Origin of the sequence: Aeromonas media (assembly GCF_000819985.1) — a bacterium.
Lineage (GTDB): Bacteria > Pseudomonadota > Gammaproteobacteria > Enterobacterales > Aeromonadaceae > Aeromonas > Aeromonas media.
Window position 1 is genome coordinate 639 of sequence record NZ_CDBZ01000159.1, and the last position, 25,278, is coordinate 25,916.

The 25,278-nt window shown below is 61.4% G+C and carries 21 protein-coding genes; 13 read left to right on the top strand and 8 right to left on the bottom strand.

Annotated elements, in window-relative coordinates; all coding sequences use genetic code 11:
- The 5 genes from BN1127_RS22170 to BN1127_RS13895 all read right to left on the bottom strand — a co-directional run.
- Positions 1-98 (bottom strand): ExbD/TolR family protein (locus BN1127_RS22170; protein ID WP_042016899.1); only part of this gene is annotated, 98 nt, incomplete at its 3' end.
- Positions 99-164: 66 nt separating this feature from the next.
- Positions 165-692 carry a MotA/TolQ/ExbB proton channel family protein gene (locus BN1127_RS13880; protein ID WP_005327072.1) on the bottom strand — a complete coding sequence of 176 codons (528 nt, stop codon included), beginning with the start codon at positions 690-692 and terminating at the stop codon, positions 165-167.
- A gap of 10 nt (positions 693-702) precedes the next feature.
- Positions 703-2,076 carry a MotA/TolQ/ExbB proton channel family protein gene (locus BN1127_RS13885; protein ID WP_005327070.1) on the bottom strand — a complete coding sequence of 458 codons (1,374 nt, stop codon included), beginning with the start codon at positions 2,074-2,076 and terminating at the stop codon, positions 703-705.
- Positions 2,073-2,837: a DUF3450 domain-containing protein gene (locus BN1127_RS13890; protein ID WP_005327067.1), complete on the bottom strand. Its 765-nt coding sequence runs from the start codon at positions 2,835-2,837 to the stop codon at positions 2,073-2,075. The genes BN1127_RS13885 and BN1127_RS13890 overlap by 4 nt, the downstream gene beginning before the upstream one ends.
- Before the next feature lie 103 nt (positions 2,838-2,940).
- Positions 2,941-5,547 carry a TonB-dependent receptor plug domain-containing protein gene (locus tag BN1127_RS13895; RefSeq protein WP_042649864.1) on the bottom strand — a complete coding sequence of 869 codons (2,607 nt, stop codon included), beginning with the start codon at positions 5,545-5,547 and terminating at the stop codon, positions 2,941-2,943.
- Positions 5,548-6,285: 738 nt separating this feature from the next.
- Here BN1127_RS13895 and BN1127_RS13905 point away from each other — a divergent pair.
- The 5 genes from BN1127_RS13905 to BN1127_RS13925 all read left to right on the top strand — a co-directional run bounded on the left by BN1127_RS13905 (position 6,286) and on the right by BN1127_RS13925 (position 12,425).
- Complete coding sequence (locus BN1127_RS13905) at positions 6,286-7,311, top strand: ABC transporter permease subunit (protein WP_041205130.1); 1,026 nt, start codon at positions 6,286-6,288, stop codon at positions 7,309-7,311.
- A 2-nt stretch (positions 7,312-7,313) separates the two neighbouring features.
- Entirely contained in the window at positions 7,314-8,357 is a 1,044-nt protein-coding gene (locus BN1127_RS13910; protein WP_042649866.1) for an ABC transporter permease, read from the top strand.
- An 82-nt stretch (positions 8,358-8,439) separates the two neighbouring features.
- Positions 8,440-10,257 carry an extracellular solute-binding protein gene (locus BN1127_RS13915; protein WP_042649867.1) on the top strand — a complete coding sequence of 606 codons (1,818 nt, stop codon included), beginning with the start codon at positions 8,440-8,442 and terminating at the stop codon, positions 10,255-10,257.
- A 13-nt stretch (positions 10,258-10,270) separates the two neighbouring features.
- A complete protein-coding gene (locus BN1127_RS13920; RefSeq protein ID WP_042649877.1) occupies positions 10,271-11,329 on the top strand; it encodes an ABC transporter ATP-binding protein in 1,059 nt (352 codons plus the stop codon).
- 94 nt (positions 11,330-11,423) lie between these two features.
- Entirely contained in the window at positions 11,424-12,425 is a 1,002-nt protein-coding gene (locus BN1127_RS13925) for an ABC transporter ATP-binding protein (protein WP_042649868.1), read from the top strand.
- Between the two features lie 611 nt (positions 12,426-13,036).
- Here BN1127_RS13925 and BN1127_RS13930 read toward each other — a convergent pair.
- Positions 13,037-14,488 carry an aminoacyl-histidine dipeptidase gene (locus BN1127_RS13930; protein ID WP_042649869.1) on the bottom strand — a complete coding sequence of 484 codons (1,452 nt, stop codon included), beginning with the start codon at positions 14,486-14,488 and terminating at the stop codon, positions 13,037-13,039.
- Between the two features lie 938 nt (positions 14,489-15,426).
- Between BN1127_RS13930 and gpt the strand changes: the two genes are divergently transcribed.
- The 6 genes from gpt (at position 15,427) to BN1127_RS13960 (ending at position 21,244) form a co-directional block, all read left to right on the top strand.
- Complete coding sequence (gpt, locus tag BN1127_RS13935) at positions 15,427-15,894, top strand: xanthine phosphoribosyltransferase (RefSeq protein ID WP_042649870.1); 468 nt, start codon at positions 15,427-15,429, stop codon at positions 15,892-15,894.
- 172 nt (positions 15,895-16,066) lie between these two features.
- Complete coding sequence (gene frsA, locus BN1127_RS13940; protein WP_042649871.1) at positions 16,067-17,335, top strand: esterase FrsA; 1,269 nt, start codon at positions 16,067-16,069, stop codon at positions 17,333-17,335.
- 62 nt (positions 17,336-17,397) lie between these two features.
- Entirely contained in the window at positions 17,398-17,790 is a 393-nt protein-coding gene (gene crl, locus BN1127_RS13945) for a sigma factor-binding protein Crl (protein WP_042649872.1), read from the top strand.
- Between the two features lie 133 nt (positions 17,791-17,923).
- Entirely contained in the window at positions 17,924-19,027 is a 1,104-nt protein-coding gene (gene proB, locus BN1127_RS13950) for a glutamate 5-kinase (RefSeq protein ID WP_005325991.1), read from the top strand.
- A gap of 180 nt (positions 19,028-19,207) precedes the next feature.
- Positions 19,208-20,461: a glutamate-5-semialdehyde dehydrogenase gene (locus tag BN1127_RS13955; protein WP_042649873.1), complete on the top strand. Its 1,254-nt coding sequence runs from the start codon at positions 19,208-19,210 to the stop codon at positions 20,459-20,461.
- Positions 20,462-20,611: 150 nt separating this feature from the next.
- Positions 20,612-21,244, top strand: a complete 633-nt coding sequence (locus BN1127_RS13960; RefSeq protein ID WP_042649874.1) for a murein L,D-transpeptidase catalytic domain family protein — start codon at positions 20,612-20,614, stop codon at positions 21,242-21,244.
- 73 nt (positions 21,245-21,317) lie between these two features.
- On the opposite strand, the gene BN1127_RS13965 is transcribed toward BN1127_RS13960, so the two are convergent.
- Entirely contained in the window at positions 21,318-21,749 is a 432-nt protein-coding gene (locus BN1127_RS13965) for a universal stress protein (RefSeq protein ID WP_005325997.1), read from the bottom strand.
- Positions 21,750-21,951: 202 nt separating this feature from the next.
- On the opposite strand from BN1127_RS13965, the gene BN1127_RS13970 reads away from it, so the two are divergent.
- Positions 21,952-22,704, top strand: coding sequence for a type 2 periplasmic-binding domain-containing protein (locus BN1127_RS13970; RefSeq protein ID WP_042649875.1), 753 nt, complete (start codon positions 21,952-21,954; stop codon positions 22,702-22,704).
- Positions 22,705-22,742: 38 nt separating this feature from the next.
- On the opposite strand, the gene BN1127_RS13975 is transcribed toward BN1127_RS13970, so the two are convergent.
- Positions 22,743-23,246 carry an RNA methyltransferase gene (locus BN1127_RS13975; protein ID WP_042649876.1) on the bottom strand — a complete coding sequence of 168 codons (504 nt, stop codon included), beginning with the start codon at positions 23,244-23,246 and terminating at the stop codon, positions 22,743-22,745.
- Between the two features lie 316 nt (positions 23,247-23,562).
- Here BN1127_RS13975 and BN1127_RS13980 point away from each other — a divergent pair, with 316 nt between their 5' ends.
- Positions 23,563-25,278, top strand: a complete 1,716-nt coding sequence (locus BN1127_RS13980; RefSeq protein ID WP_231557491.1) for a molybdopterin-dependent oxidoreductase — start codon at positions 23,563-23,565, stop codon at positions 25,276-25,278.

The following is a 25,278-nucleotide window of genomic DNA, read 5'->3' on the forward strand; positions in this document are numbered from 1 at the left end:
ACGATGAAGAAGATCAGCATGATGAACACTATGTCCAGCATGGGGGTCAGATCGATGGCCGCCTCATCGGCACCGCTGTCGCTGTGACGTTTTCTCATGGCAAAAACTCCTTGCTTGTTCTGTGCCCCGGCGGGCAGTACCTGGCCGGGGGAGTGCATCCTGCATCAGCCGTGTTTCAGGTTGTCTTCCAGCTTTTGCACCGCCAACTTGGCCTTGTGATCGAGCTGGTTGACAAAAAACAGGCCGGAAAGGGCGGCAATCATGCCCGCCATGGTCGGTACCGTCGCCTTGGAGATCCCCGAGGCCATCGCCCTGGGGGAACCCGTGCCGGTGATGGCCAGGGTGTCAAACACCTGCACCATGCCCACTACGGTGCCGAGCAGCCCCATCAGCGGACAGAGGGCGATCAGCACCTTGATGACCGGCATCCCCTTGTCCACCGCCATGGCGACCCGGGAGACCAGCTCGCGCCGGATCTGCTTGGCAGACCAGGAGAGGTGATCGCTGCGGGCCATCCAGGTCGCCTTGGTCTGCTTCACCTGTTTGGGGTAGACCGCCATGAAGTAGAACCAGCGCTCCAGCAGCAGGGCCCACATCATCAGGGTCAGGAAGAACAGGGCGACCAGTACGTCGCCCCCCAATCCCAGAAACCGGCGGACCGACTCGACTTCTTCAATCAACCAGAACCACATGGGTGACTCCTTAGGCTGCGGCTTTGGCGGCGTGCAGACGTTCCTGATAACGGGCGACGAAACCGGCGCTCTGCTCTTCCAGGACCTGGATGAGACGACGGCTCTGGGTCTGCACTATGGTGTAGAGGAACAGCATGGGCACGGCGACCACCAGACCCTGCATGGTGGTGACCAGGGCCTCGGAGATGCCGCCCGCCATCAGCTTGGGATCCCCGGTACCGAACAGGGTGATGGCCTGGAAGGTGGCGATCATCCCGACCACTGTCCCCAGCAGACCCAGCAGCGGTGCGACCGAGGCGATCAGCTTGATGAGGCTAATGCCCTTCTCGAACTTGGGTACGTTGCGCAAGATGATCTCGTCGAGCTTGGATTCCAGATCCTCGATGTTGTCACCGCGGTGGGACTGATAAGCCCCCAGCATCTCGCCGATGGGGTTGCCCTTGATAACCTGATCGGATTTCAGCTGCTTGCGCATGGAGGTGCCGATCATCGACAGACGCAGGCCGCAGAAGATGGCCAGCAGGGTACCGATGACCCCCAGTGCCAGGATCACGTAACCCACGGAACCACCCTGATCGATACGCTCCTTCAGAGTTGGCGACTGCACCAGCAGGGAGAGGATCACCCCGCGGGACGGGTCGATGAAGATGGGCTCGACGGCGCCGTTGCCCTGTTCAAACTTGGCGACGGGCTCCAGCACGGCATTCTCGGGCTGGCGGGAGAGCTGCTCGAACTTGCCGGTCTCCGGCACGAAGGTGAGGTACTTGCCCTCGGAAACGGTGTTGAACTCGCCGATCTGGGTCACCGTCTTCTCGGCCTGGTTGCCCTCGCCATAGACCACGGTGGCCGGGATCTGGCTCACCTTGCCACCATCGACCATGCGGCTGAGGGTGGTGGTCCAGAAGGCGGTCAGGTCGTCGCTGGAGGGGAGTTCCTTGCTCTCCGCCAGGCGGGTCAGCAGGGCGGTCTGCTCCGGATGCTCGACCCGGCGGGCGGAGGCGTTGAAGATCCCCTTGAACTCGCCAGCGAACTGGCGCAACACGCCAAACATCTCACCCATGTTGCCGGCACGCTGGCGCAGAGTCTCGGTCAGTTCGGTGAGCTGCTTGTCGTTGGCATCGAAGGTGGCCTTGAGTGTTTCACCCTTGGCTATTTCGGCGGCCAGCTCCGCCTTGGCCTTGGCCAGCAGGGCCCCTTGTTCGTTCTTGTCAGCCAGGAAGCGGGCCTCCCGCTCCTTGTTGAGCTGGGATTCGCTGGTACTGGCGGCTTTGACCTGGCTCAGCAGGGCGTTGAGATCCACCGGCTTCTCGGCGGCAGTCACCGGCAGGGTGATCAGGGTGGCTCCCGCGATCAGGGAGGCAATGGCAAGTTTGATTCCTTTCATGATGCTTTCTCCGCAGTTTGAACCGGCAGCTTGATGAGGGCGGGAGGCGCCTGCTTCTTGGCGATGCGAAGGCCCTGTTCCACTGCACTGCGATATTCCTGGGGCAGCTCTTCCCACTGGCGGGTCTGCTTGTTCCACATGCCTGTCTCGTTGCCGTCCGGGGACTGATAGAGCAGGGCAATGCGACCGACGCGCAGGAACTCGTAGGTCTTCTCGCCGCCGTCCTTGTCCAGGCTCGCCTTGTAGGACTCGATGGTGCGGCTGAAGCCCTCCTCGATCTGGTAGGCCTCGAGGATTTTGCGGTACTTCTCGGAGATGGTGACGTCGGCCCGGTTCATGAGGTCGGTCAGGGCCGCCACGCGGTCCTCCCGTTCGACCTTCTGGAACGGCAGGTCCAGGGAGACGAACTGATCGAGGGAGTCGATCATCTTGAGCATCAAGGGCACCACTTCGGTGCTGGTCTGATCGATCTGGGCGATCTGGCGCTGCATCGAGGCCAGCTCGGTGGCCTGGGAGTCGACCATCTTGCCCACTTGCTCGTTGTAGGTGCGCAGGCTGTCGACCTGACGCAGGGCGGCCTTGTACTGCGCCAGGGCAGACTCGGCAGACTCGGCGTAGCTGTCGATCTTCTGCTGGGATACTTTGGAGGCATTGTCGGTGGCGGCTTGAGCGTCCACTGCCTGACCGGCAGAGGCGGCACTCAGATTGAAGCTGGTCAGCAGGGCAGCCGAAACCAGGCTGCCGAGGAGCGCTTTCTTCATTGTAATAGTCCTTGTTTTCATAGGATTACCCTATCTCCGTGACTTCCTTGGAACCTTGGGCAAAGCCGGCCCGAGTGGGCCGGCTTGTCACTTGCTTGGTGGATTAGAACTTCTGGGCGTAGTCGAGGTAGTAGATGCGACCGTCGATGCTGTAGAGCTCGTCGTCATAGGTGAAGCCATCGCTCTCGAGGGACGGGCCCGCGTTGAACATGTTCTTCACCCCGACCTGGATCTTGCCGTTCCAGGGCGCATCCACCCCGACGTTCAGGTTCCAGGTGGTCTGGGACGCGATGTGGCCCACTTCCTCACCGGTGTCGGCGATGTAGTCCTGGCTCTGGGAGTCGATGTAGTTCGCGCTCAGATAGGTATCCATGTTCCACCATTGGGGCACGTTGACACCCACGCCGGAGCTGAAGCGCATCTGTGGCAGACCGTTCTGGCCGATCTTGTCGATGACGGGGCCACCGGCGTACAGGCCTTCCTTGTACTCCAGGATGTAGGTGCCGCCCAGGTCATAGCGAATGGTGGCGGAGTTCAGGTCGTAGCGGTAATCCAGCTTGAGATCCAGGCCGCTGGTGTTCAGGGTACCCAGGTTGACCATAGGTGCGATGGCACCGCTGATCTTGCCCTGGCTGTTGCGGGTGATGTTGCTGGAACCGCCGTTGTTCAGCTCGTCATAGATGACGGACTGCAGGGAGTTCAGCTGGATCACGTCCTTGATCTTGATGGTGTAGTAGTCCAGGGAGAGGTTCAGGTCATCCACCGGGCTGTAGGCCACCCCGAAGTTCCAGGTGTCCGCGGTCTCTTCCTTCAGATCCTCGTTGGCGGTGCGGGTGGTGTCGTACTGGCGGTTCGGGCAGTCTGCCGCCGAGATGCCGTTCGCCTCGCAGTAGACATAGTCCTTGGCCCAGTCGGCCGAGAAGGAGTCAGCCGCGTAGAGATCGCTCAGGCTGGGGGCGCGGAACGAGCGGGACCAAGAGGTACGCAGCATCAGGTTGTCGAGCGGCTGGTAACGCAGGCTCGCCTTGGGCGAGAAGGCGCTGCCGAAGTCGCTGTAATCATCAAAGCGACCGGCCAGGTTCAGCTCGACCTGCTCGGTGATGGGCACCAGGGACTCGACGTAGGCGGCGGTGACGTCGCGCACCCCGCCAGAGGAGTTGCCGGCGGAGCCGATGATGTTGCCAGCCTCGGACTGGGCATCGTACTTGTCGGTATAGACCCAGTCGTTGTACTCGGCACCGGCGTACCAGCTGACCGGACCGGCCGGCAGCTCACCCATGTCCCACTGGACACCGGCGTACCACTGGTAGAAGTCCATGGTGGAGCGGCGGCTGGTGTCGGCGGCCATGGCGGCCGTGCTCTTGGGATCGAACTCGCCACCGACGAACTTGCCGTCGGCGATAGCCTGCTGGGCGGCGGATTTGAGCACGTAACCGGTGCCGTTCTCCTTATTGTCGGTCTTGGAATACATGTAACCGGCGTTCCACTGCATGTCACCGACGCTTTCGGTGGTGACGGTGCCCTCGAAGCCGAGGTTCAGGCTGCCGGTCATGTCGGTGACGTAGTTGTCACGAGGACCGACGTTGCTGAAGCGGTAGTAGGCGTAAGCGGCTTCACCCAGACCCTGAGTGGCGGCGGCATCCAGGCCGTTGTCGGCGAAGAACTGCGCGTTTTTCGGGTTGGCCGGGTCTATGGCGAAGGCGCCGGCGGCGGGGGCGAAGCGACCGAAGCTCTCGACCCGGGAGCCGATGATTTGCGGCACGAAGTCCACGGTGTCGTTGATGTGGTAGCGACCGTTCACGTACAGGGTGTCACGGCTGCGGGAGGCCGTGGTGGCCGCGACCTGGCCGTAGTTGAAGTTACAGCCGCCCTCGAACCCGACGAAGGGCTCCTTGCATGAGCCGTCTGCATTGGTGGCGCCGGCCAGGGGGCCGTATTTCCAGATGGGGTCGCCGTTGCCGTCCAGGCCGGTGATCCCTTCCACGTTGCGGCCATAGGGACTGGGAGCATCGTTGCCCTGCTTGGCAAGATAATCACGATCACGGCTGTAGATGACGTCCTTCTTGTCGTGCTCGTAGACCGCCATCAGCGAACCCTTCTCGCCGTTGACGCCTGCCACGACGGAGCCGCTCTTCTCGTCACCACCCTCTTCGGTCGGGGAGCCGAGGCGACCCTGGAAGGTCAGGCCTTCGTAGCCCTCTTTGAGCACCACGTTGATGACACCGCCGATGGCGTCGGAACCATAGATGGCCGAGCCGCCGTCCAGGTTGACTTCGACCCGCTCAACGGCGGCCATGGGGATGGTGTTCAGGTTGATGGAGGTGCCACCCATGGTGGGGGAACCCGCGACCCGCTTGCCGTTCAGCAAGACCAGGGTGCGCTCTGAACCCAGGCCGCGCAGGCCGACGGTGGATTGGGACTGGAAGGAGCTGCCGGAAGCCGGGGAGACGCCACCAAAGGAGTTGTAGGAGGCCTGTTTGAGGTAATCGGCGACGGTCTGTTGACCGGATTGCTCGATTTTTGCCTTGGTCACGGAGACGACCGGGGTGGAGCCTTCCACATCGACTCGGGAGATCCGCGAGCCGGTGACCTTGATTTTCTGCAGTTTTTCGACGTTCTGGCCCTCTTCGGCCAGGACAGGGGTGGCCACAACTGCCGCGCTCGCCAAGGCAAACGCTACGGCAGCAGAGAGTCTGCTTTTCCTAAGCATCGCTAGTATCCTTCCTGATTGTTTATTGTTTGCTTCCTTTACCGCCCTCGTTGGAGCGGTGCGTAAGGCTTATCAAGGTTTGATGATTGACGTCAAATGGAGCGGCCAGGATGGGGAAGAGACGGGGGATTAGAAGACTATGTAGGATTTCGGCATATTTTTTGGCGTTTTATTCCGCAATAAATGCGAACAATAATGTAAAGATGTTGTTAATTTTGTCTTTTGCCATTTTATTGATTATTTTTGAACTTATCGATAAGTCGCCTGTCGTAATGTTCTTCATATCGCGTAATGACATTTTCTCAGTATTTAAATCTGTATTTGGGCGTGAGGCAGTTTCTGTTCAGGTTTCGTTCTTGGGATATTTCCCTCTTCTTTTATGGATAAAATGAAAACAGGGTGCGATTGATTTTATCTTTTTGTTTTTATTGGTTTTTTGTTTGATTTATACGACTGTTCAATTAATTTGTTAATATTTAAAAACAAGTTAAATGAGAATGCGTAGCAGTTTTTTATATGGAAGTTGGATTTTTTGGAAAAAAACATCAGTGAGTTATGCTGTTGACGTCATTGACCGTTGACCGGGTTAGTTCTACTTGATTTTTGTTGCAGAGCTTTTACAGTGACCGAGCGGGATTGACTGCCAATACCAGTCAATTCAGTGAGTAATGCCAGGAAGGACAGGTCGGTCACCGGATGTGACTGACCATAAAAGAACAACAAGGACGAGGTTCCACCATGCTGTCGTATTTCCTACGTCGGATGCTTTTGATCATCCCGACGTTTCTCGGTATCACCCTGCTCGTCTTCACCATCACCCGCTTCGTGCCGGGCGGCCCGGTCGAGCGCATGTTGCTGCAGGCTCAGGTATCACAGAACGAGACCGGCCGCTCCAGTGGCAGCAAGGGGGCGCAGGCGCTCTCCGATGAGCAGATCGAGGAGCTCAAGGCCTTTTACGGCCTCGACAAGCCCATGCTGATCGCCTACTGGGAGTGGCTGCAGAAGCTGGCGGTGCTGGATCTCGGGGAGTCGACCCGTTACTACGAGCCGGTGTGGGATCTCATCAAGGACAGGCTACCGGTGACCGCCTTCTTCGGGCTGGCGACCTTCCTGCTGAGTTACGCCGTCTCCATCCCGCTCGGGGTGGCCAAGGCCCTCAGGCACAACAGCCGCTTCGATTCCTTGAGCTCCATGCTCATCTACATGGCCTATGCGCTGCCCGCCTACGTGGTGGGGATCTTCCTCATCACCGTCTTCGCGTTTCATCTGGAGTGGCTGCCCATGGGGGGCTTCCCGGGGGACGACTTCGACTCGATGGAGAGCAGTTGGGATCAGATCCGTACCGTCTTCGCTCACGCCCTGCTGCCACTCATCGCCTATGCCATCGGGGATTTCGCCATCCTCACCATGACCATGAAGAACAGCCTGATGGAGAACCTGTCGGCGGATTACGTGCGTACCGCCGTGGCCAAGGGGCTGCCGTTTCGCAAGGCGGTCACCGACCACGCCATGCGCAACAGCCTGATCCCCATCGCGAGCCACCTGGGATCGGTGCTCACCGTCTTCTTCGGCGGTTCCTTCCTCATCGAGACCATCTTCAACATCGACGGCATCGGCCTGCTCGGCTATGAGGCCATCGTCGAGCGGGATTACCCCACCGTCATGGGCATCCTGGCCATCACCTCCATGCTGATGCTGGTGGGCAATATCGTCTCCGACATCTGCGTTGCCCTGGTCGATCCCCGCGTGCGGTTTGGAGACTGAGCATGAACCTGAATCCGGTAACCCTGAAAAAACTCAAGCGCTTCAAGTCGATCAAGCGCGGCTACTACTCCTTTGTCATCTTTTCGGTCCTGGTGGTCATCTCCCTGCTGGCGGAGCTCCTGGTCAACAGCCGGGCCCTGGCGGTGAGCTATCAGGGAGAGATCTACTTTCCCACCTATGGCGACGTGATCCCGGGCCAGCACTTCGGGCTCGATTACGAGTACGAGACCAACTACCGCCAGTTGCAAGCCAAGCTTGCGCAAGAGGCCAAGGGGGACTGGGTGCTGCTGCCCCTGGTGCCCTGGAACCCCTATGAGCAGGACTTCAAGGAGGAGGCCTACCCGCCCTACGCCCCCAACCTGGCGGAGCGCCACTTCCTCGGCACCGACACCAGCGGTCGCGACGTGCTGGCGCGCCTGGTCTACGGCTTTCGCATCGCCATCGGCTTTGCCTTCATCACCCTGGTGGCGAGCTATGTCATCGGGGTCAGCATCGGTTGCATGATGGGCTTTCTCGGCGGACGGTTTGACCTTGTGTTGCAGCGTTTTATCGAGATCTGGTCTCAGGTGCCGTTTCTCTACGTCATCATGATCCTGGTGTCGCTGGCCAAGCCGAACTTCGGCCTGTTCGTGGGCATCAACGTGCTGTTCGGCTGGATGGGGATCACCTGGTACATGCGCACCCTCACCTACAAGGAGCGGGCACGGGACTATGTGATGGCGGCGCGGGCGCAAGGGGCGACCACCCGGCGCATCATCTTCAACCATATCCTGCCCAACACCCTGATGATGATCGTCACCCTGGCGCCGTTCGCCGTGGTGGGCAATATCTCCACCCTGACGGCGCTGGACTATCTGGGCTTCGGCCTGGCGCCGCCAACCCCGAGCTGGGGGGAATTGCTCTCCCAGGGGATCAACAACCTGGATGCCATCTGGATCGTGAGCTCCGTGGTGGTGGCAGTGAGCCTGGTGCTGATCATGGTCTCCTTCATCGGGGAGGCGATCCGCGAGGCGTTCGATCCGCGCAAATTCACCCGTTATCAGTGACCCGGGGCCCGCCTCAGGGCCCTGGGTATCCAACCCTTAATTGAGACGCCCCCGGTGCAGGGGCCAGACCTGGAAGTCAAACATGAAAAATAAAATCAAATGGATAGGTGCGCTTTTTCTGCTGGTGAACGGATCCTGGGTGTGGGCCGCCAGCCTGCCTGCGGATCTCAAGTGGGAGACCAACGACACCGACCCCACCTTCGCTTCCCCCAAGGCGCTGCCCGGTGGCACTCTCAACCTCTTCATCGACAGCTTTCCGCTGACGTTTCGCACCGTGGGGCCCGATTCCAACGGTTCGTTCCGCTCCTTCATCCAGGACAACCAGCTGAGGCTCATCAGCTTCCATCCCAACACCGGCAACCCGATCCCCTCGCTGGCGAGCGCCTGGGCCATCGCGCCGGACAGCCAGACCGTCTACTTCAAGCTGGACCCCCGCGCCAAATGGTCTGACGGCAAGCCGGTCACCGCCGACGACTACACCTTCGGCTACGAGATGATGCGCTCCAAGGACATCAAGGGCCCTTGGTTCAACAACTACTACACCACAGAGGTGGTGGCGGTGGAGAAGGTTGACGATCACACCATCCTGGTGAAGGCAGGCAGCCGCAAGGCCAGGCTGGATCTCCTTAACACCACGGAGCTGTGGCCCCAGCCGAAGCACTACTACAAGATGGGACCGAACTGGGTGAAGCAGTACAACTGGGCTGTAGTCCCGACCACGGGCCCCTATGTGATGAGCGAGGTGAAGAAGGGCAAGTCCATCACCTTCAGCAAGCAGCAGAACTGGTGGGCCCAGAACGATCGTTACAACCAGCACAGATTCAATATCGACCGCATCAAGGTGCAGGTGATCCGCGACCACAACATCGCGTTTCGCCACTTCCTGAAAGGGGAGCTGGACACTTTCGAGATGATCCTGCCCAACTGGTGGCATGAAAAAGCGGTCACCCCGGAATACAAGAAGGGGTACGTGCAGAAGGTGATGGCGATGACCGACACCAAGCAGGGGGGGCAGGGGGTGCACCTCAATGTGGCCAATCACAAGCTGGCGGACGTGAATGTGCGCCTCGGCATCCAGCACGCCATGAACCTGGACAAGATGATCGCGACCGTGCTGCACGGCGATTATGACAGGGCCACTACCTTCGGCTCGGGCTTTGGCGAATTCACCGACATCAAGCTGCCGGAGCGGGCCTATGACATCACCAAGGCGCGGGAGTACTTCGCCAAGGGCGGCTACAACAAGCCGGGGCCGGACGGCATCTTGCAAAACGACAAGGGGGAGCGACTGACCCTTGCCCTCACCTACACCAGCCAGGAGCACTCCAAGCGGCTGACCGTACTCAAGGAAGAGGCCAAGAAGGCGGGCCTGGATCTGGAGCTCAACCTGGTGGATGGCGCCACCGGCTTCAAGGTGATGCTGGAGAAGAAGCACGAGGCTGCCTGGCTCGGCTGGGGTGGCGGTGGTCTCTACCCGCAATATTGGGAGTCGTTCCACTCGGCCAACGCCAACAAGCCGCAGACCAACAACCTGTTCAATGTGGCCGACAAGGAGCTGGACGCCCTGATCGATGCCTACAACGTCGAGTTCGACATGACCAAGCGGGCCGAGATCTCCCGTCAGGTCCAGCAGCGCATCTATGATCTCGCCATCTTCGTGCCCGGGGTGCAGCTCAACTATGTGCGGGCCAGCAGCTGGCGTCATGTGATGCTGCCGGAGGTGCCCGCCACCCGTAACACCCCGGATCTGCTCTATTGGCCCATGGATGGCTACCCCCACAGCAGTGGCGGCCTGCTCTGGCTCGATCCCAAGGTGCAGGAAGAGACCCGGAAAGCCAAGGAGGCGGGTGAAGCGCTTGCGCCCATCACCCTGATCGACAAGACCTATGCGCATCATTGAGAAGGGGGAGGCGATGGCAGAGACACAGGCTCCCATCCTCGACGTTCGAGAAAATGGGGGGAAGTTCACCGCTGATGGCGGTCAGGGCATGGCCCCCATCCTGGAGGTCAGCAATCTCGAGGTGGAGTTCGCGGTCGACGACGGCAAGATAAAGGTGCTCGACGGGGTCAGCTTCAAGGTAGCCCCGGGCCAGACCCTGGGGATAGTCGGCGAGTCCGGCTGCGGCAAGAGCGTTACCTCGCTGGCCATCATGGGGCTGTTGCCGAGGCCCCACGGTCAGGTGGTGGCGGGTTCCATCCGCTTTCAGGGGGAAGAGCTGCTCGCGATGCAGCCGGATCAGATGTACAAGGTGCGCGGCAACCGCATCTCGATGATCTTCCAGGAGCCGATGACGGCGCTCAACCCGGTGCAGACCGTGGGGGATCAGCTGATGGAGGTGTTCAGCCTGCACAGGCCCGATTTCAGCAAGGCGCAGCGCAAGGAGGCCGCCATCGCCATGCTGCAGAAGGTGGGGATCCCGGAGCCGGCTCAGCGTTTTGCGGTCTATCCCCACAATCTCTCCGGCGGCATGCGCCAGCGGGTGATGATCGCCATGGCGCTAGCCTGCGAGCCGGATTTGCTCATCTGCGACGAGCCGACCACGGCGCTGGATGTCACCATCCAGGCCCAGATCCTGGATCTGATGAAGGCGCTGCAGGCCCAGACCGGCATGGCCATCATCTTCATCACCCATGATCTCGGGGTGGTGGCCGAGCTGTGCGACGAGGTGGTGGTGATGTATGCGGGCCGCGCCGTGGAGCGGGCCGACATCTTCGAGCTGTTTGACCACCCGCGCCATCCCTATACTCATGGTCTGATGGCCTCGATCCCGCGCCTCGAAGATGTGCCCAAGAGCCTGCTCAAGACCATCAAAGGCCAGGTGCCCGCCCTGCACGAGATGCCAGCGGGCTGCCGCTTCTCCAACCGTTGCCCCCACGCCACCGAGATCTGCGTGAGCACCATACCGGCGACAGAGCAGCTGAGCGATCGCCACGCAGTGGCCTGCCACCACTGGAAGGAGTTGAGCATATGAGCGTCTTGTTGTCGGTGCGGGAGTTGAAACAGCACTTCAGCAATAGGGAAGGGGCTATGTCGGCTCTTCACCAGGATGGACGGGAGTGGCGGCGATGAGCGTCTTGTTGTCGGTAAGGGACTTGAAGCAGCATTTCAAGATGGGTGGCGGCTTCTTGCGCAAACCCTACACCGTCTATGCGGTGGATGGCATCAGCTTTGACCTCAAGCAGGGGGAGACGCTGGGGCTGGTAGGGGAGTCCGGCTGTGGCAAGTCCACCCTGGGCCGTTCCCTGCTCAAGCTGTTTGAGCCCACGGCGGGGCAGATAAGTTTCGAGGGACGCGACATCACCCGGTTGTCGCCCGGGGAGATGCGATCCCTGCGCCAGGAGATGCAGATCGTGTTTCAGGATCCTGCAGAGTCTCTCAATGGTCGTCACACAGTGGGCCAGATCCTGGAAGAGCCCTTCATCATCCACGGTAAAGGCAACACAGCGCAGCGACGGGGCTGGGTGCTGGAGCTGCTGGACAAGGTGGGCCTGCCGAAGAGTGCGGTGGATCGCTATCCTCACGAGTTTTCAGGCGGTCAGCGCCAGCGCATCGGCATTGCCCGTGCCATCGCCCTCAAACCCAGGCTGCTGGTGTGTGACGAGGCGGTATCGGCGCTGGATGTCTCGGTACAGTCCCAGATAGTGAACCTGCTGCTCACCCTGCAGCGGGAGATGAATCTGGCCATCATCTTCATCGCCCACGATCTGTCGGTGGTCAAGCACATCTCGGACCGGATAGCGGTGATGTACCTCGGGCGCATCGTCGAGTTGGCAGAGGCCCAGCAACTTTATCTGAGCCCGCGCCATCCCTACACCCAGGCGCTTATCTCGGCGATCCCGGTGCCGGATCCTCGCAGGCGCAACCAGCGCATCCTGCTGACCGGGGATGTGCCCTCACCCATCTCTCCCCCGAACGGTTGTCATTTCCATCAGCGTTGCCCCTATGCCACGGATCTGTGCCGCGGTACCTCGCCGGGTCTCGAGCCGTGTGGCACAGAGGTCCATCAGGTTGCCTGCCACTTCCCCTTGCCTGCCGTGGAGGCGGTGCCGTTGGGAAAGGCGGTCTGATGCCGGCGTCCGCTTCGCCACGGCCGGTATCACAGCAAGATGGCGTCGAGGATGATCAATAAAAAATGGGGCCTGTGGGCCCCATCTTCATGGTTGGAGTTCAGGTTTGGCCGTGGAACATCTGGCCCGGGCAGGACAGCGCCCCGAGGGGGTGGCTGTTGTGTGGATTGCGTTATTTTGTAATTTTACTACTTTTGTTGCTTCGACATCCGAGCCGGCGACATCAGGCGCCATAGCGGAAGTAGTAGTTGCGAGTCGAAGGCGCATAAGTGTCTTTCTCTTGTGTGCCTTTTTTGCTGGATGCACCCTTCAGGTGGAACAGCACTGCCAGGTTCTCAAACATAGTCTTACCTCTTTGTTCTGTTGTTTATTGCTTCATGTGACCTTGGTCACACTTTGATGCTAGAGGCTTTTGTGATCTCGATCAACTTATTGTGTTGTAAATTTACATAAATCATGGAAAAGGTTTTCAAATTCAGGGTTGCTTATGGATACGATTTCAAGGGGGATCAGCAGGGCAATGAAGGGAGGCAATGCAGGGAGAGCAGGGGCGCAGCCCCAATGACATGCCCCGCACTGGGCGGGGCATGAAGCGGCAGGGGAGGCGGTGCTTACTTGGCCGGGATCTGCTCCAGCACGTGGACCAGCAGTTGCCAGAAGCGCTCGACCGCCGGGATGTGTACCTTCTCGCCCGGCGCGTGGGCGCCGCGGATGGTCGGGCCGAAGGAGACCATGTCCCAATCCGGGTAGGCGCTCTTGAACAGACCGCACTCGAGGCCGGCGTGGATCACCATGACGTTCGGCATCTCGCCGAACAGGGTCTGGTAGCTGCTGCGCACCAGGGCCATGACGGGGGAGTCCACGTTCGGTGCCCAGCCCGGGTAGGCGCCGATGAACTCACAGCTGGCGCCTGCCAGGCTGAACAGGGAACGGGTCATCTGCTCGACGCTCTCGCGACCGGAGTCGATCAGGGAGCGGATCAGGCACTGCACATACACCTCGCCCTCCAGGGTCTTGATGACGCCGAGGTTGGTGGAGGTCTCGGTGACGCCCGGGATGGCGTCGCTCATGCGCATCACCCCGTTGGGGCAGGCCACCAGGGCGTCCAGCAGGCGGGTCTGGAGGGATTCGCTCATCAGCTTGGCGGGCGTGTCCCGGCCGTTTAGCAGCACGGTGAGGTTCGCCTCGGTGGCGGCCAGCTCGCTCTGATAGATGCCGGCGTAGCGGTCAACCAGGGCCTTGAACTCACTGACGCTGGCGGTGGGCACCAGCAGGGTGGCGCGGGCTTCGCGGGGGATGGCGTTGCGCAGGGTACCGCCGCTTATCTCGGCCAGACGCACCCCCAGCGGCTCGGCGGCCTTGAGCAGGCGCACCAGCAGCTTGTTGGCGTTGCCACGACCGCGGTGAATGTCGACCCCGGAGTGACCGCCACGCAGCCCCTTCACCTGCAGCTCGAAGCCTTCCCCTTCAGTGGCGGCGACTTGCTCCAGCGGGAAGCGGATATTGGCATCCACGCCGCCGGCGCAGCCCATGTAGACCTCGCCATCCTCTTCGGAGTCGGTGTTGAGCAGGATCTCGCCCTCCAGCCAGCCCGCTTCCAGGCCGAAGGCGCCTGTCATACCTGTCTCTTCGTCGGTGGTCAGCAGCACTTCCAGCGGGCCGTGCTTGATGGTCTTGTCCGCCAGCACGGCCAGGCAGCCTGCCATGCCCATGCCGTTGTCGGCGCCCAGGGTGGTGCCACGGGCGGTGACCCATTCACCGTCGATATAGGCATCGATAGGGTCTTTGGTGAAATCGTGCTGGGTGTCGGCATTGGCCTGGGGCACCATGTCGATGTGTGCCTGCAGCACCACGGCCTTGCGGTTTTCCATCCCCGGGGTGGCCGGCTTCTTGATGATGATGTTGCCCACGGCGTCTTGCTTGACCGCCAGGCCTTCTCCCTGGGCCCACTGCACTATCCAGGCGCTCAACTTGGCCTCGTGCTTGGAGGGGTGGGGAATGGAGCAGATCTGCTCGAAGAATTGCCAAATCAACTTGGGAGACAGAGAACTAAGCTGTGCCACGTCGGGACTCCTTACCAGCACGGAAATGGACAGGGCCCAGTGGGCCGCAGAAGAGGGTAACGATAATACAGTCAATCACACAAAAATGTGAGCGATCTGCGCAAATTGCGGTCTGCTTGTGCTGATAAAGGGAGCCTGAATGGCGAACATGACTGCCTTGCCCGTGTGTACCAGCAGAAGATGAAATTCGTGATGTGCATCACAAAAATATTGTCTTTTCGCCGCCGGGTGGTAAATTAGCCGCCGTGGGTCAACCACTTGTCAGGACGACAATCAATGCCTCCAGGGAACCGAAGCAAAGCAAGTGCGCCTCCACGGAACCGAGTGTCTGTTCAAGGATCTGAACCCGCATTAAAGGTACGTAACTTGTTAAGCAATCAGGAGTTCATTATGTCAGGCAGCAATTCAACCTATTGGTTTGCCCAGTCCCTCTATACTCAGGGTTTCAACTATCCGAACCCCTACGCCGGTCGTCGTTAAGCCGGGCAGTCAGCCAGACTGACAGAGAAAGCAGAAAAGCAGCAGGTGTGTGAGGGTTCCATCCTCCCCCTGCTATTTTTTTACCCGAAAGTCGAGGTTTGCTCTTCAAATGAGCACCCTGTTGACGAGGGCCGAGCCCCGAGGGGAGGCGAAGCAGGCAGGAGATGACCGATTTTTCCTGTTTTTCGCATACGTTTGCCAGTCATTTTATCTGCAAAGGGTGCTATCATACCGGCCCAACAGCTGGCCTGAGGTCTGGGTTTCGATCGATATGGCCGCCAGCCATGCCCGTCCTGCTTTCAATGCATCTGCTTTTTGCTGCCGAGGGTTCACTCCTGAGGCCGCAAAAGTGCAAGCAAAATTCGGGAAACGGGGGCCAGAATTTACCGGATCCCGTGTGTCTGCCGGGACTCTTACGCCTTAAGTGATTGCCTTTATAACTCGTTGAGATCGATAGCATGCCAAAAAAGTTCTATGTGTCGTGGGATAACCTGCAACGTGAAGCGCGCCGTCTGGCCCGTCGTCAACTGCCCGTCAGCCAGTGGAAAGGGATCATCGCGGTCAGCCGTGGTGGCCTGGTGCCTGCCGCCCTGATGGCCCGCGAACTTGGCATTCGCAACGTCGAAACCCTCTGCATCTCCAGCTATGACCACAACAGCCAGCGTGAGCTGGTGGTCGTCAAGGCCGCCACCACCGCCGGTGACGGCGAAGGCTGGCTGGTGGTGGACGATCTGGTGGACACCGGTGGTACCGCCAAGGCGATCCGTGACCTCTATCCCAGGGCCAAGTTCATCACCATCTTCGCCAAGCCGATGGGTGAGCCGCTGGTGGATGACTTCGAGGTCGCCATCCCGCAGGACACCTGGATTGAGCAGCCTTGGGACATGGCGCTGGAGTTTGCCAACCCGATCTGCGACGAAGAGTAATTGCCGCTGCCTTGGCGCACCGCCCCTGACTGCTGCGGGGGCGGGTTGCTCGCGCCGATGGCAAGACGGTTTCATAAGGCCCCTGTTTGGGGCCTTATGTGTTTATGATGTGGCTGCCTGCGGTGAAAAGTGGTTAAGATGGGCCATTGTTTGAGACAGAAGAGTCACCATCTTGGAACCAAACGACGATACCAACCTGACGGAAAAGCTGTTCACCCGGGTCAAAAAGGTATTGGAAACCTCCGAAATATCCAACTCCAGCCCGGTCGAAGAGCAGGGCAGCTCCCTGGCCGAGAGTTTCATCGACGGCGCCCTTTCGCCCCATTGGTATCGCCTGCTGCGCCGGCCGACCTGGGCCTGGCAGGGGGCGGATCCGGTGGAGGTGGAGCAGACCCTGGCCCGCATCGCCATGGGGCAGGGGGAACGCAGCCACGAGCGCTATCTGGATACCATCAAGGGCTATGTGCCCGGCAACTGGGTCTATGAGTGGAGCCAGCTGGCTGGCCGCTATTTCAATGCCGGGCGCGAGCTGGTGAGCCAGGGCGATGCCGCCGGAGCGTTGAAAAACCTGCTCAAGGCGGTGCGCTACTACTCCATCGCGAGCTACCCCCACCTCAAGAATGACGAGCTGGCGGATCAGGCCCAGTTGCTCTGCAACATGGCTTACCGCGAGGCAGGCAGGCTGTTCAAGGTGCCGCTCAAGGAGCTGCAGGTCCCGTTCCGGGGCAAGACCATTCAGGGTTATCTGCACCTGCCCACCACTGACAAGCCTGTGCCTCTGGTCATCGTCAGTGGCGGCATCGACGCCCTCCAGGTCGACTTCCTCAACTTCTACTTCAAGTGCCTCGAGCCCCACGGCATCGGCATGCTGTCGCTGGATATGCCGGGAACCGGCTATGCGGAGCACTGGCCGCTGGTGCAGGACACCAGTCGCCTGCACCAGGCGGTGCTCAACCACCTCTCCGAGGTGGCCTGGGTCGATCATCAGCGCATCGCCATGGTGGGATTCCGCCTCGCCGGCAATGTGGCAGCACGCCTCGCTTTCATCGAGCCCTTCAAGCTCAGGACTGTGGTCTGCATCGGGGCCGGCATCAATCAGGTGTTTACCAATCAGGAGATGTTTGCCCGTTGTCCGCGCATGATGCGGGACGGGCTGGCGAATCGCCTGGGGGCCGATGCCGCCCAGTGGGATCTGCTGCGTACCAAGTGCCAGGTCTTCTCCCTCAAGACCCAGGGGTTGCTGGGGAGTCGCACCTCTGTGCCCATCCTGAGCATTGGCCACAAGCGTGACTTCATTTGTCCCGAGCCGGATGTCCGGGCCCTGGCCTCCGCCAGCCGCAATGGCAAGGCGGTGGTGTTTGACAAACAGCCTCTGCTCGAGGTGTATGACGAGGCGCTCAAAGAGACGGTAGATTGGCTAAAGAAACACTTATGTACATGATATAGAACTAAAAATGTAACATCACCATGTGATGGTATGGCTTGTTCAACAGGGAGGTTAGCATGTCAGAAAGAGTGACCTATAAGCGATTGCTGAGGCAATTCGCGGCCATTGGCCCCTATCTGCGCGAGGATCTGTGCGAAGAGGGACGCTACCGCTTCGACTGCCTTTCCGTCTGCGTCAGTGCCAAACCGGCGCCGGACAAGCGGGAGTTCTGGGGCTGGTGGCTGGTGCTGGAGCAGAAGGACCACAGCTTCAGCTATCACTATCAGGTCGGCTTCTACAATGCGGACGGGGTGTGGCTCGACAAGCCGCTGCCCAAGAAGCACCAGGCTGAGGTCGAACGAACCCTCAACCACTTCTACAAACTCATCAGCGGCAAGCTGACCCTGCTGGAGTGCACCTTGTCTCCCGCGAAGCAGGTCACCAACGAGCTGAACGTGACGGCGGCCTGATCCGCCTGGGCCCTGTGGTCATCGATCCGCGGGGCCCCCTCTTTGCCATGACAGCTGTGAGGCTTAATTGCCTTGCAGGGCAACAGGGCCGTGGGTATAAAGGGATTCCTTACTTTTCTGACCCTTTGTTCCCATGGAAAACAGAACCATAGTCGTCAAATTGGGCACCAGCGTGCTCACCGGGGGATCTGCCCATCTCAATCGTGCCCACATGGTGGAGCTGGTCAGGCAGTGTGCCGCCCTGCATCGACACGGGCACCGTGTCGTGCTGGTGACCTCTGGCGCCATCGCCGCTGGACGTGAGCATCTGGGACATCCTCCGCTGGCGCCGACCCTGCCCAACAAGCAGATGCTGGCGGCAGTCGGTCAGACCCAGTTGATCCGGGTTTGGCAGGACCTGTTCAACCTCTATGGTCTGCACATCGGCCAGATGTTGCTGACCCGCGCCGATCTGGAGGACAGGGAACGTTACCTCAATGCCCGTGACACCCTGCGTACCCTGCTCGATCACCGCATCATCCCCGTCATCAACGAAAACGACGCCGTGGCCACCGCCGAGATCAAGGTGGGGGACAACGACAACCTTTCCGCCCGCGCCGCCATCCTGGCGGATGCGGATCTGCTGATCCTGCTGACCGACCAGAAGGGGCTCTTCACCGCGGATCCTCGCACCAACCCGGATGCCCAGCTCATCGAAGAGGTGCAGACCATAGACGACACCCTGCGATCCCTCGCCGGTGACAGCGTCAGCGGTCTGGGCACCGGCGGCATGGCCACCAAGCTGCAGGCCGCCGACGTGGCGCGCCGCGCCGGGGTCAACGTGGTGATCGCCACCGGCCAGATCCCGGAAGTGATCGGTCGCCTTGCCGCTGGCGAGCGGGTGGGCACCCTGTTCCCGGCACTGGCCTCGCCGCTGGAAGGGCGCAAGAGCTGGATCCTGGCAGGGCCGCCCCCTCACGGCGAAGTCCAGGTGGATCAGGGGGCCGTGGCCGCCATGCAGGAGAAGGGCTCCAGCCTGCTGCCCAAGGGCATAGTCGCGGTCAAGGGAGACTTCGTCCGTGGCGACGTGGTGCGGATCCTGGGCCCCCAGGGGGGTGAGCTGGCCCGCGGCATCTGCCGTTACGATCATCTGGAGCTTGAGAAGCTGCGGGGCGTACACTCGGATCAGATAGAGGCCGTGCTGGGTTACGGCTATGGCGCCGTTGCCATCCACCGGGATGATATGGTGCTGCTGTGAGCAGTCGGCCCCGATAGACCCTGCGGCTGCTGCCATGGCTATGGGATCATGGGCCATCCACCGGGATGATATGGTGCTGTTGTGATGCACCGGCCCAGAGCCTGAAGTCACGGGACCATGGGCCATTCATAGAGATGACATGGTGCTGCCGTAAGGCGGCACTCAGAAAGGAACCACATTATGAGTCTGGAGAAAATGGGGCAGGCGGCCCGCGAGGCCGCCTATCAGCTGGCGACCATCAGCACGGCGCAGAAAAACCGCGCGCTGGCCGCCATCGCCGATGAACTGGAGGCGCACAGTGCGCAGATCCTGGCTGCCAACGAGAAGGATATCGCGGCAGGCCGCGATGCCGGCTTGTCGGAAGCCATGCTGGATCGCCTGCTGCTCAACCCTGCCCGCCTCGCCGGCATAGTGGCGGATGTGCGCAAGGTGATCTCCCTTGACGATCCGGTCGGCGCCGAAATCGACAGCCGGGTGTTGGAGAACGGCCTTCGCCTCTCCCGCCGACGGGTGCCCATAGGTGTCATCGGCGTCATCTACGAGGCGCGCCCCAACGTCACCATCGACATCGCCAGCCTCTGCCTCAAGACCGGCAACGCCAGCATCTTGCGCGGTGGGCGCGAGACCTTCCACTCCAACCTGGAGCTGGTGCGGGTGATCCAGCGCGCGCTGGCAGCCTCGGGCTTGCCTGGTGATGCGGTGCAGTACATCGACAACCCTGACCGGGCCCTGGTGGGCGAGCTGCTGCGCCTCGATCGCTATGTGGACATGATCATCCCCCGCGGCGGTGCCGGGCTGCACAAGATGTGCAAGGAGAACAGCTCCATCCCCGTCATCATCGGCGGCTTTGGCATCAGCCACATCTTCGTGGACGAGAGCGCCGATCTGGAACGTTCCCTGGCGGTCATCGACAACGCCAAGGTGCAGCGCCCCTCCGCCTGCAACGCCCTCGATACCCTGCTGGTCCACGAGAAGATCGCCGCCCGCTTCCTGCCGCAGCTGGTCTCCCTGATGAACGAGCGCCAGGTGACCCTGGTGGCCGCACCCAGCGCCATGCCACTGCTGGCCGGTGCCGACAACCTGTGCGAGGCGGGAGCGGAAGATTTCGACACCGAGTGGTTGGGACTGACTCTGGGGATCAAGCTGGTGGCGGATGTGAACGAGGCGCTGGCCCATATGCGCGAGCACAACGCCGGCCACTCCGACGCCATCCTGACCAACGATCTGGCCAATGCGGAGCGCTTCGTCAACGGTGCCGGTTCGGCGGCGGTCTACGTCAACGCCTCCACCCGCTTCACCGATGGCGGCCAGTTTGGCCTGGGGGCCGAAGTCGCGGTCTCGACCCAGATGCTGCACGCCCGTGGCCCCATGGGGCTGACCGAGCTGACCAGCTACAAGTGGGTCGGCCAGGCGGACTATCTGATCCGTGCCTGAGCAAGGCGATCAACATCTTGCCGTCAATGCCGACTCTGGTCGGCATTTTTGTGGTTTTTTATTGCGCACTATCAGTGGCTTGCATATAACTATCCAGCGAGAGATGGCGTCATTCAGGGCGCAAGATCAGGAAGGGGAGCGACTTCAAGGATGAAGCGACAGCATTGGATTGCGCGGCTGACTCGCCTCTGGCTGGGGCTGCCGCTGCTGGTGGCGCTCTGCTTCAGCAGCCAGGGCCACGCCAGCTGGGATCAGGATCTCTACCGTCAGCTGGGTCTGGCGGGCAAGCTCGACAAACAGGTGTTCCGCAAGGCCCTGCGGGGCTATCAAGATGTGCGCCACAAGCGCAAACCCATCCTCACCATCATCGATTACAGCAAGCCCTCGACCATGCGCCGGCTGTTCGTCATCGACGTGAAGCGGCACAAGCTGCTCTACCACACCTGGGTCAGCCACGGTCGCAATTCGGGGGAGCTGGCCGCGCGCCAGTTCTCCAACCAGATGAATTCCCGGCAGAGTTCCCTCGGGGTCTATCGCACCGCCGAAACCTATCAGGGCAAGCACGGCTACTCCCTGCGCCTCGACGGACTGAGTCCGGGCAAGAACAGCAATGCCCGCAAGCGCGCCATCGTCGTGCACGGGGCTGACTATGCGAGCCCGAGGCATCTGCAAAAATATGACAAGCTGGGTCGCAGCTGGGGTTGCCCCGCGCTGCCGCGAGAGCAGTCGAGGGCTATCATCGACATCATCAAGGGGGGGAGTGTCATCTATGCCCACGGCTGAGGCGGGTACCCCGAGCAATACAGGGCAAGAAGGCCAGCAAATGCTGGCCTTCGGTTGTCAGATGGAAGAGAGATTATTTGCGCACCACCAGCACCGGGCAGGGGGCGTGACGCACCACGGATTCCGCCACGCTGCCCACCAGCAGATGGCTGAGGCCGGAGCGACCGTGGCTGCCCATGACCAGCAGATCCACCTTGTCTTCCTTCGCCTGGAGGACGATCTCGTCGGCGGCGCGGCCGAAGCGCACCTCGAACTTGGCCGGGATGGGCAGGCTGGCGACCAGCTCCTTGAGCTGGCTCTTGGCCTGACGCTCCATCTCGTGGGTGATCTCGATGGCGGTCATGTGCAGGATCTTGTAGCTGTCGAAGCCGTGCAACTGGTCCACCACGTGCACCAGCTTGAGCTCGGCCTGGTGGCTCTGGGCCATGAAGACGGCGTAGTCGAGCACGGCCTTGGACATATCGGAAAAATCGACGGGACAGAGCAGGGATTTGATGGTTGGCATGAGAAAGCTCCCCTCAAGTTAGGTCACTAATGAATCTTATGATTCATGATACGGAACGACGGGGCAATAACCCTCGACCCGCTCGCAAAATCAGGAAAAATATGAACGGACACGACGGCTTTCTATGCTATCTGTATGCCTGAATGTGCCGCCTGGCTGTGAGCGCCTGCTGACGGCAACATCTTAGAGGAAACACTGGTACATGGTTCGTCCGCTCCTGTTGTGCTGCTTGCTGCTCGTCTTGCCTGTTCGGGCCGACACCCTGCACGTTTATTGTGATGACTGGCCCGGCTTCTGCCAAAGGGATGGCAAAGGGGTCTATCTGGACCTTGTTCGCGCCATCTATGAACCCGAAGGGTATGTGGTAAAGCCTCATATGGTGCCCTACAAGCGGGCGCTGGCGGTGGTGGCACAGAAGGGGGGCGACATGGCGATGGGGGTCTATCGGGGGGAGGTAGCAGGCGTTCATCAGCCGGATTACCCAGACTCGGCCGACTACGTAACCGTGGTGATGCAGAAGCGCTGGTTGCCGCAATGGACCGGGGAGGCCAGCCTGAAGGAGCAGGAGGTGCTCTGGCTGCGGGGCTGGGCCTTCGACAAGTACATCCCGGTGACCATGCGCTGGTACGAGATAGACAACCACACCACGGCACTGCAATTGTTGCTCAAGGGGCGTTACCGTTACTACCTGACCGATGGCGCCCTCTACCCCAAGGGCGCCCTCCCATCCGAGCTGGCTCAGGTCTTCCTGCGCTGGATCCCGACCTACCCCATCTTCGCCGATAACGAGAAGGGCAGGCAGCTACATGGGCTCTGGGATCCCGGCATGCGCACCCTGATCAGGCAGGGAAGGCTGGCGGAGATCTATCGGAAAAACAGGCTCTACCACGACTACCGGGACTTTATCAGGGAGCAGGAGGCGAGGGCGCGCACGCTGGCACCGTCACCGGATTGATGCGGCCTTGTGTCTGGCTGCCTGGATCACCTTCTTGCTCAGTCTTCAGCCCTCAGCTTCTTTGCCAGCCGATCATAGAGGATCACGTTGACCGAGGCGGCCAGGTTCATGCAACCCTGAGTCGGTACGTAGATCACCTCCTTCACCGCCGCGAAGCAGGCGGGATCCAGGGTGCCATCCTCCGGCCCGAAGATGTAGAAGGCCCGCGCCGGGTGCTCGTAGTCCGGCAGCGAGGTGGCCCCCTCGATGAGATCCACCAGCACAGGAGTACAGCCTTCGGGGACGAACGCCAGCAGATCCTCGACCCCGAGCAGGGGGATCTTCTCCACCATCTGCTTGGTGTCGGTGGCAAAGCGGCGCGCCAGCTCGAAGCGCTGCCCCGTGTAGTAGACCTCTTCTGCCCCGTAACAGCCGGCGGCCCGCATCACGGCTCCCACATTCTCCGGTGACTTGGGATTGACCAGCCCGATGGCGCAATAATCGGGAGCCGCATCCGGTTGCACATCGGCCCGCTGTGCGGCGCCGTAACCTGACTCTTTCATCTCGTTCTCCTCTGTGGCGGCGCATTATACCCTCGGCGCGCCCCTTGCCCAGCCTGTGGCGCCGACTCCCGTCCGGCGGGCCCAACAAGGGAGCAGTTGCACCGCTCTGGCGCAGCCCCGCACCCTGGCGCCCAATGGTGGCGCACCTGACATCCTGGCGCGGGGTTTGCAGTCATTTCCTCATACAAGATGACTGAGGCTCATCCGGACAAAGGCGTCCGTCCCCGCAGGGGGGCGGACGCTTTTTTTATGGGCCCGTCATCCAACAGGACAAGGAGGCGGCCCCCGGGGGCCGCCGGCGACAAGGAGCGAGGGAATGAAGACCACCTGTGCCTATTGTGGAGTGGGGTGTGGCATCCGGTTGAGCCGGGAGGGCGACAACTGGCAGTTGCAGGGGGATGAACAGCATCCGGCCAATGGCGGCGCCCTGTGCGTCAAGGGGGCCAGCCTGTTGGAGAGCCTGTCGTTCCCCGATCGCCTGCTCTACCCGCGCTGGCTGGGGCAGCGCATCGGCTGGGATGAGGCGCTGGACACCCTGGCACAGCGCCTTGCCGCCATCCTGGCCGAGTCCGGGCCCGAGGCCATCGGCATCTACCTGTCGGGCCAGCTCACCACAGAGGACTACTACGTCGCCAACAAGCTGATGAAGGGGTATCTGGGCAGCGCCAACGTGGACACCAACTCCCGGCTCTGCATGTCGTCGGCGGTGGTGGCCCACCAGCGCGCCTTCGGGGAGGATCTGGTGCCCGCCTGCTACGAGGATCTGGAGCTCGCGGATCTGGTGGTGCTCACCGGTGCCAACACCGCCTGGACCCACCCCGTGCTGTTTCGCCGTCTGCAGCAGGCGCGGGCGCGCCGTCCCGAGCTCAAGGTGGTGGTGCTGGATCCCCGTCGCACGATGACGGCGGAGCAGGGGGATCTGCACCTGGCTCTCAAGCCCGGCAGCGACGTGGCGCTGTGGAACGGCCTGTGCCGCTACCTGCTCGACAGCGACGGCTGGGACAAGGCCTATGTGGCGCAACATGTGAGCGGCTTCGAGGCGCTGGCGGCGGCGCTGGACGACCCCGCCTGGCAACTGGACGAGGTGGCCCGCTGCTGCGGCCTCTCCCGTAGCGATCTGCTCGGGTTTTACCAGCTGTTTGCCCGCAGCCCCAAAACCGTCACCCTGTTCTGCCAGGGGATCAACCAGTCCAACCAGGGAGTGGACAAGGCCAACGCCATCATCAACGCCCACCTGATGTGCGGCCGCATCGGCAAGCCGGGGGCGGCCCCCTTCTCCATGACGGGGCAACCGAACGCCATGGGGGGGCGCGAAGTGGGGGGGCTCGCGACCCAGCTTGCCGCCCACATGGGCTTTGGCGAGGAAGAGTGCGATCGGGTGCAGCGCTTCTGGCAGAGTCCGACCATGGTGCGCGGGCCCGGGCGCAAGGCAGTCGAGCTGTTCGAGGCGGTGCACCGTGGGGAGATCCGCGCCCTCTGGGTGCTCGGCACCAACCCGGCGGTCTCCCTGCCGGACGGCAACCGGGTGCGCGAAGCCCTGAGCCGCTGCGAGTTGCTGGTGGTCTCGGAGGTGACGGCCAACACCGACACGGCGCGCCTCGCCCATCTGCTGCTGCCCGCCGCCGCCTGGGGGGAGAAGAGCGGCACCGTCACCAACTCCGAGCGCACCATCAGTCGCCAACGCGCCTTTCTGCCCCTGCCGGGGGAGGCCAGGCCAGACTGGTGGGCGCTGACCCAGCTCGCCCGCCGACTCGGCTTTGGCGAGGGGTTCGCCTATGAGCACGAGCACGAGATCTTCTGCGAGCACGCCGCCCTCTCCGGCTTCGAGAACGACGGGGCCCGCCAGTTTGATATCTCGGGGCTGGCGGGTCTGAGCCGCGCCGAGTTCGAGGTGCTGGAACCCCTGAGCTGGCCCGTCAACGCCGACTGGCCTCGGGGCCGTGCCCGATTGTTCGAGGATGGGCGCTTTGCCACCCCGGATGGCCGGGCCCGCCTGCTGCCCCTGGCCCAGCACTTCCCCCCCCCAGCATGA

Excerpts from the sequence above, each read along its gene's own strand:
- BN1127_RS13880 (WP_005327072.1), bottom strand. The coding sequence starts at position 692 with ATGTGGTTCTGGTTGATTGAAGAAGTCGAGTCGGTCCGCCGGTTTCTG.
- BN1127_RS13885 (WP_005327070.1), bottom strand. The coding sequence starts at position 2,076 with ATGAAAGGAATCAAACTTGCCATTGCCTCCCTGATCGCGGGAGCCACC.
- BN1127_RS13890 (WP_005327067.1), bottom strand. The coding sequence starts at position 2,837 with ATGAAGAAAGCGCTCCTCGGCAGCCTGGTTTCGGCTGCCCTGCTGACC.
- BN1127_RS13895 (WP_042649864.1), bottom strand. The coding sequence starts at position 5,547 with ATGCTTAGGAAAAGCAGACTCTCTGCTGCCGTAGCGTTTGCCTTGGCG.
- BN1127_RS13905 (WP_041205130.1), top strand. The coding sequence starts at position 6,286 with ATGCTGTCGTATTTCCTACGTCGGATGCTTTTGATCATCCCGACGTTT.
- BN1127_RS13910 (WP_042649866.1), top strand. The coding sequence starts at position 7,314 with ATGAACCTGAATCCGGTAACCCTGAAAAAACTCAAGCGCTTCAAGTCG.
- BN1127_RS13915 (WP_042649867.1), top strand. The coding sequence starts at position 8,440 with ATGAAAAATAAAATCAAATGGATAGGTGCGCTTTTTCTGCTGGTGAAC.
- BN1127_RS13920 (WP_042649877.1), top strand. The coding sequence starts at position 10,271 with ATGGCAGAGACACAGGCTCCCATCCTCGACGTTCGAGAAAATGGGGGG.
- BN1127_RS13925 (WP_042649868.1), top strand. The coding sequence starts at position 11,424 with ATGAGCGTCTTGTTGTCGGTAAGGGACTTGAAGCAGCATTTCAAGATG.
- gpt (WP_042649870.1), top strand. The coding sequence starts at position 15,427 with ATGCCAAAAAAGTTCTATGTGTCGTGGGATAACCTGCAACGTGAAGCG.
- crl (WP_042649872.1), top strand. The coding sequence starts at position 17,398 with ATGTCAGAAAGAGTGACCTATAAGCGATTGCTGAGGCAATTCGCGGCC.
- proB (WP_005325991.1), top strand. The coding sequence starts at position 17,924 with ATGGAAAACAGAACCATAGTCGTCAAATTGGGCACCAGCGTGCTCACC.
- BN1127_RS13955 (WP_042649873.1), top strand. The coding sequence starts at position 19,208 with ATGAGTCTGGAGAAAATGGGGCAGGCGGCCCGCGAGGCCGCCTATCAG.
- BN1127_RS13960 (WP_042649874.1), top strand. The coding sequence starts at position 20,612 with ATGAAGCGACAGCATTGGATTGCGCGGCTGACTCGCCTCTGGCTGGGG.
- BN1127_RS13965 (WP_005325997.1), bottom strand. The coding sequence starts at position 21,749 with ATGCCAACCATCAAATCCCTGCTCTGTCCCGTCGATTTTTCCGATATG.
- BN1127_RS13970 (WP_042649875.1), top strand. The coding sequence starts at position 21,952 with ATGGTTCGTCCGCTCCTGTTGTGCTGCTTGCTGCTCGTCTTGCCTGTT.
- BN1127_RS13975 (WP_042649876.1), bottom strand. The coding sequence starts at position 23,246 with ATGAAAGAGTCAGGTTACGGCGCCGCACAGCGGGCCGATGTGCAACCG.
- BN1127_RS13980 (WP_231557491.1), top strand. The coding sequence starts at position 23,563 with ATGAAGACCACCTGTGCCTATTGTGGAGTGGGGTGTGGCATCCGGTTG.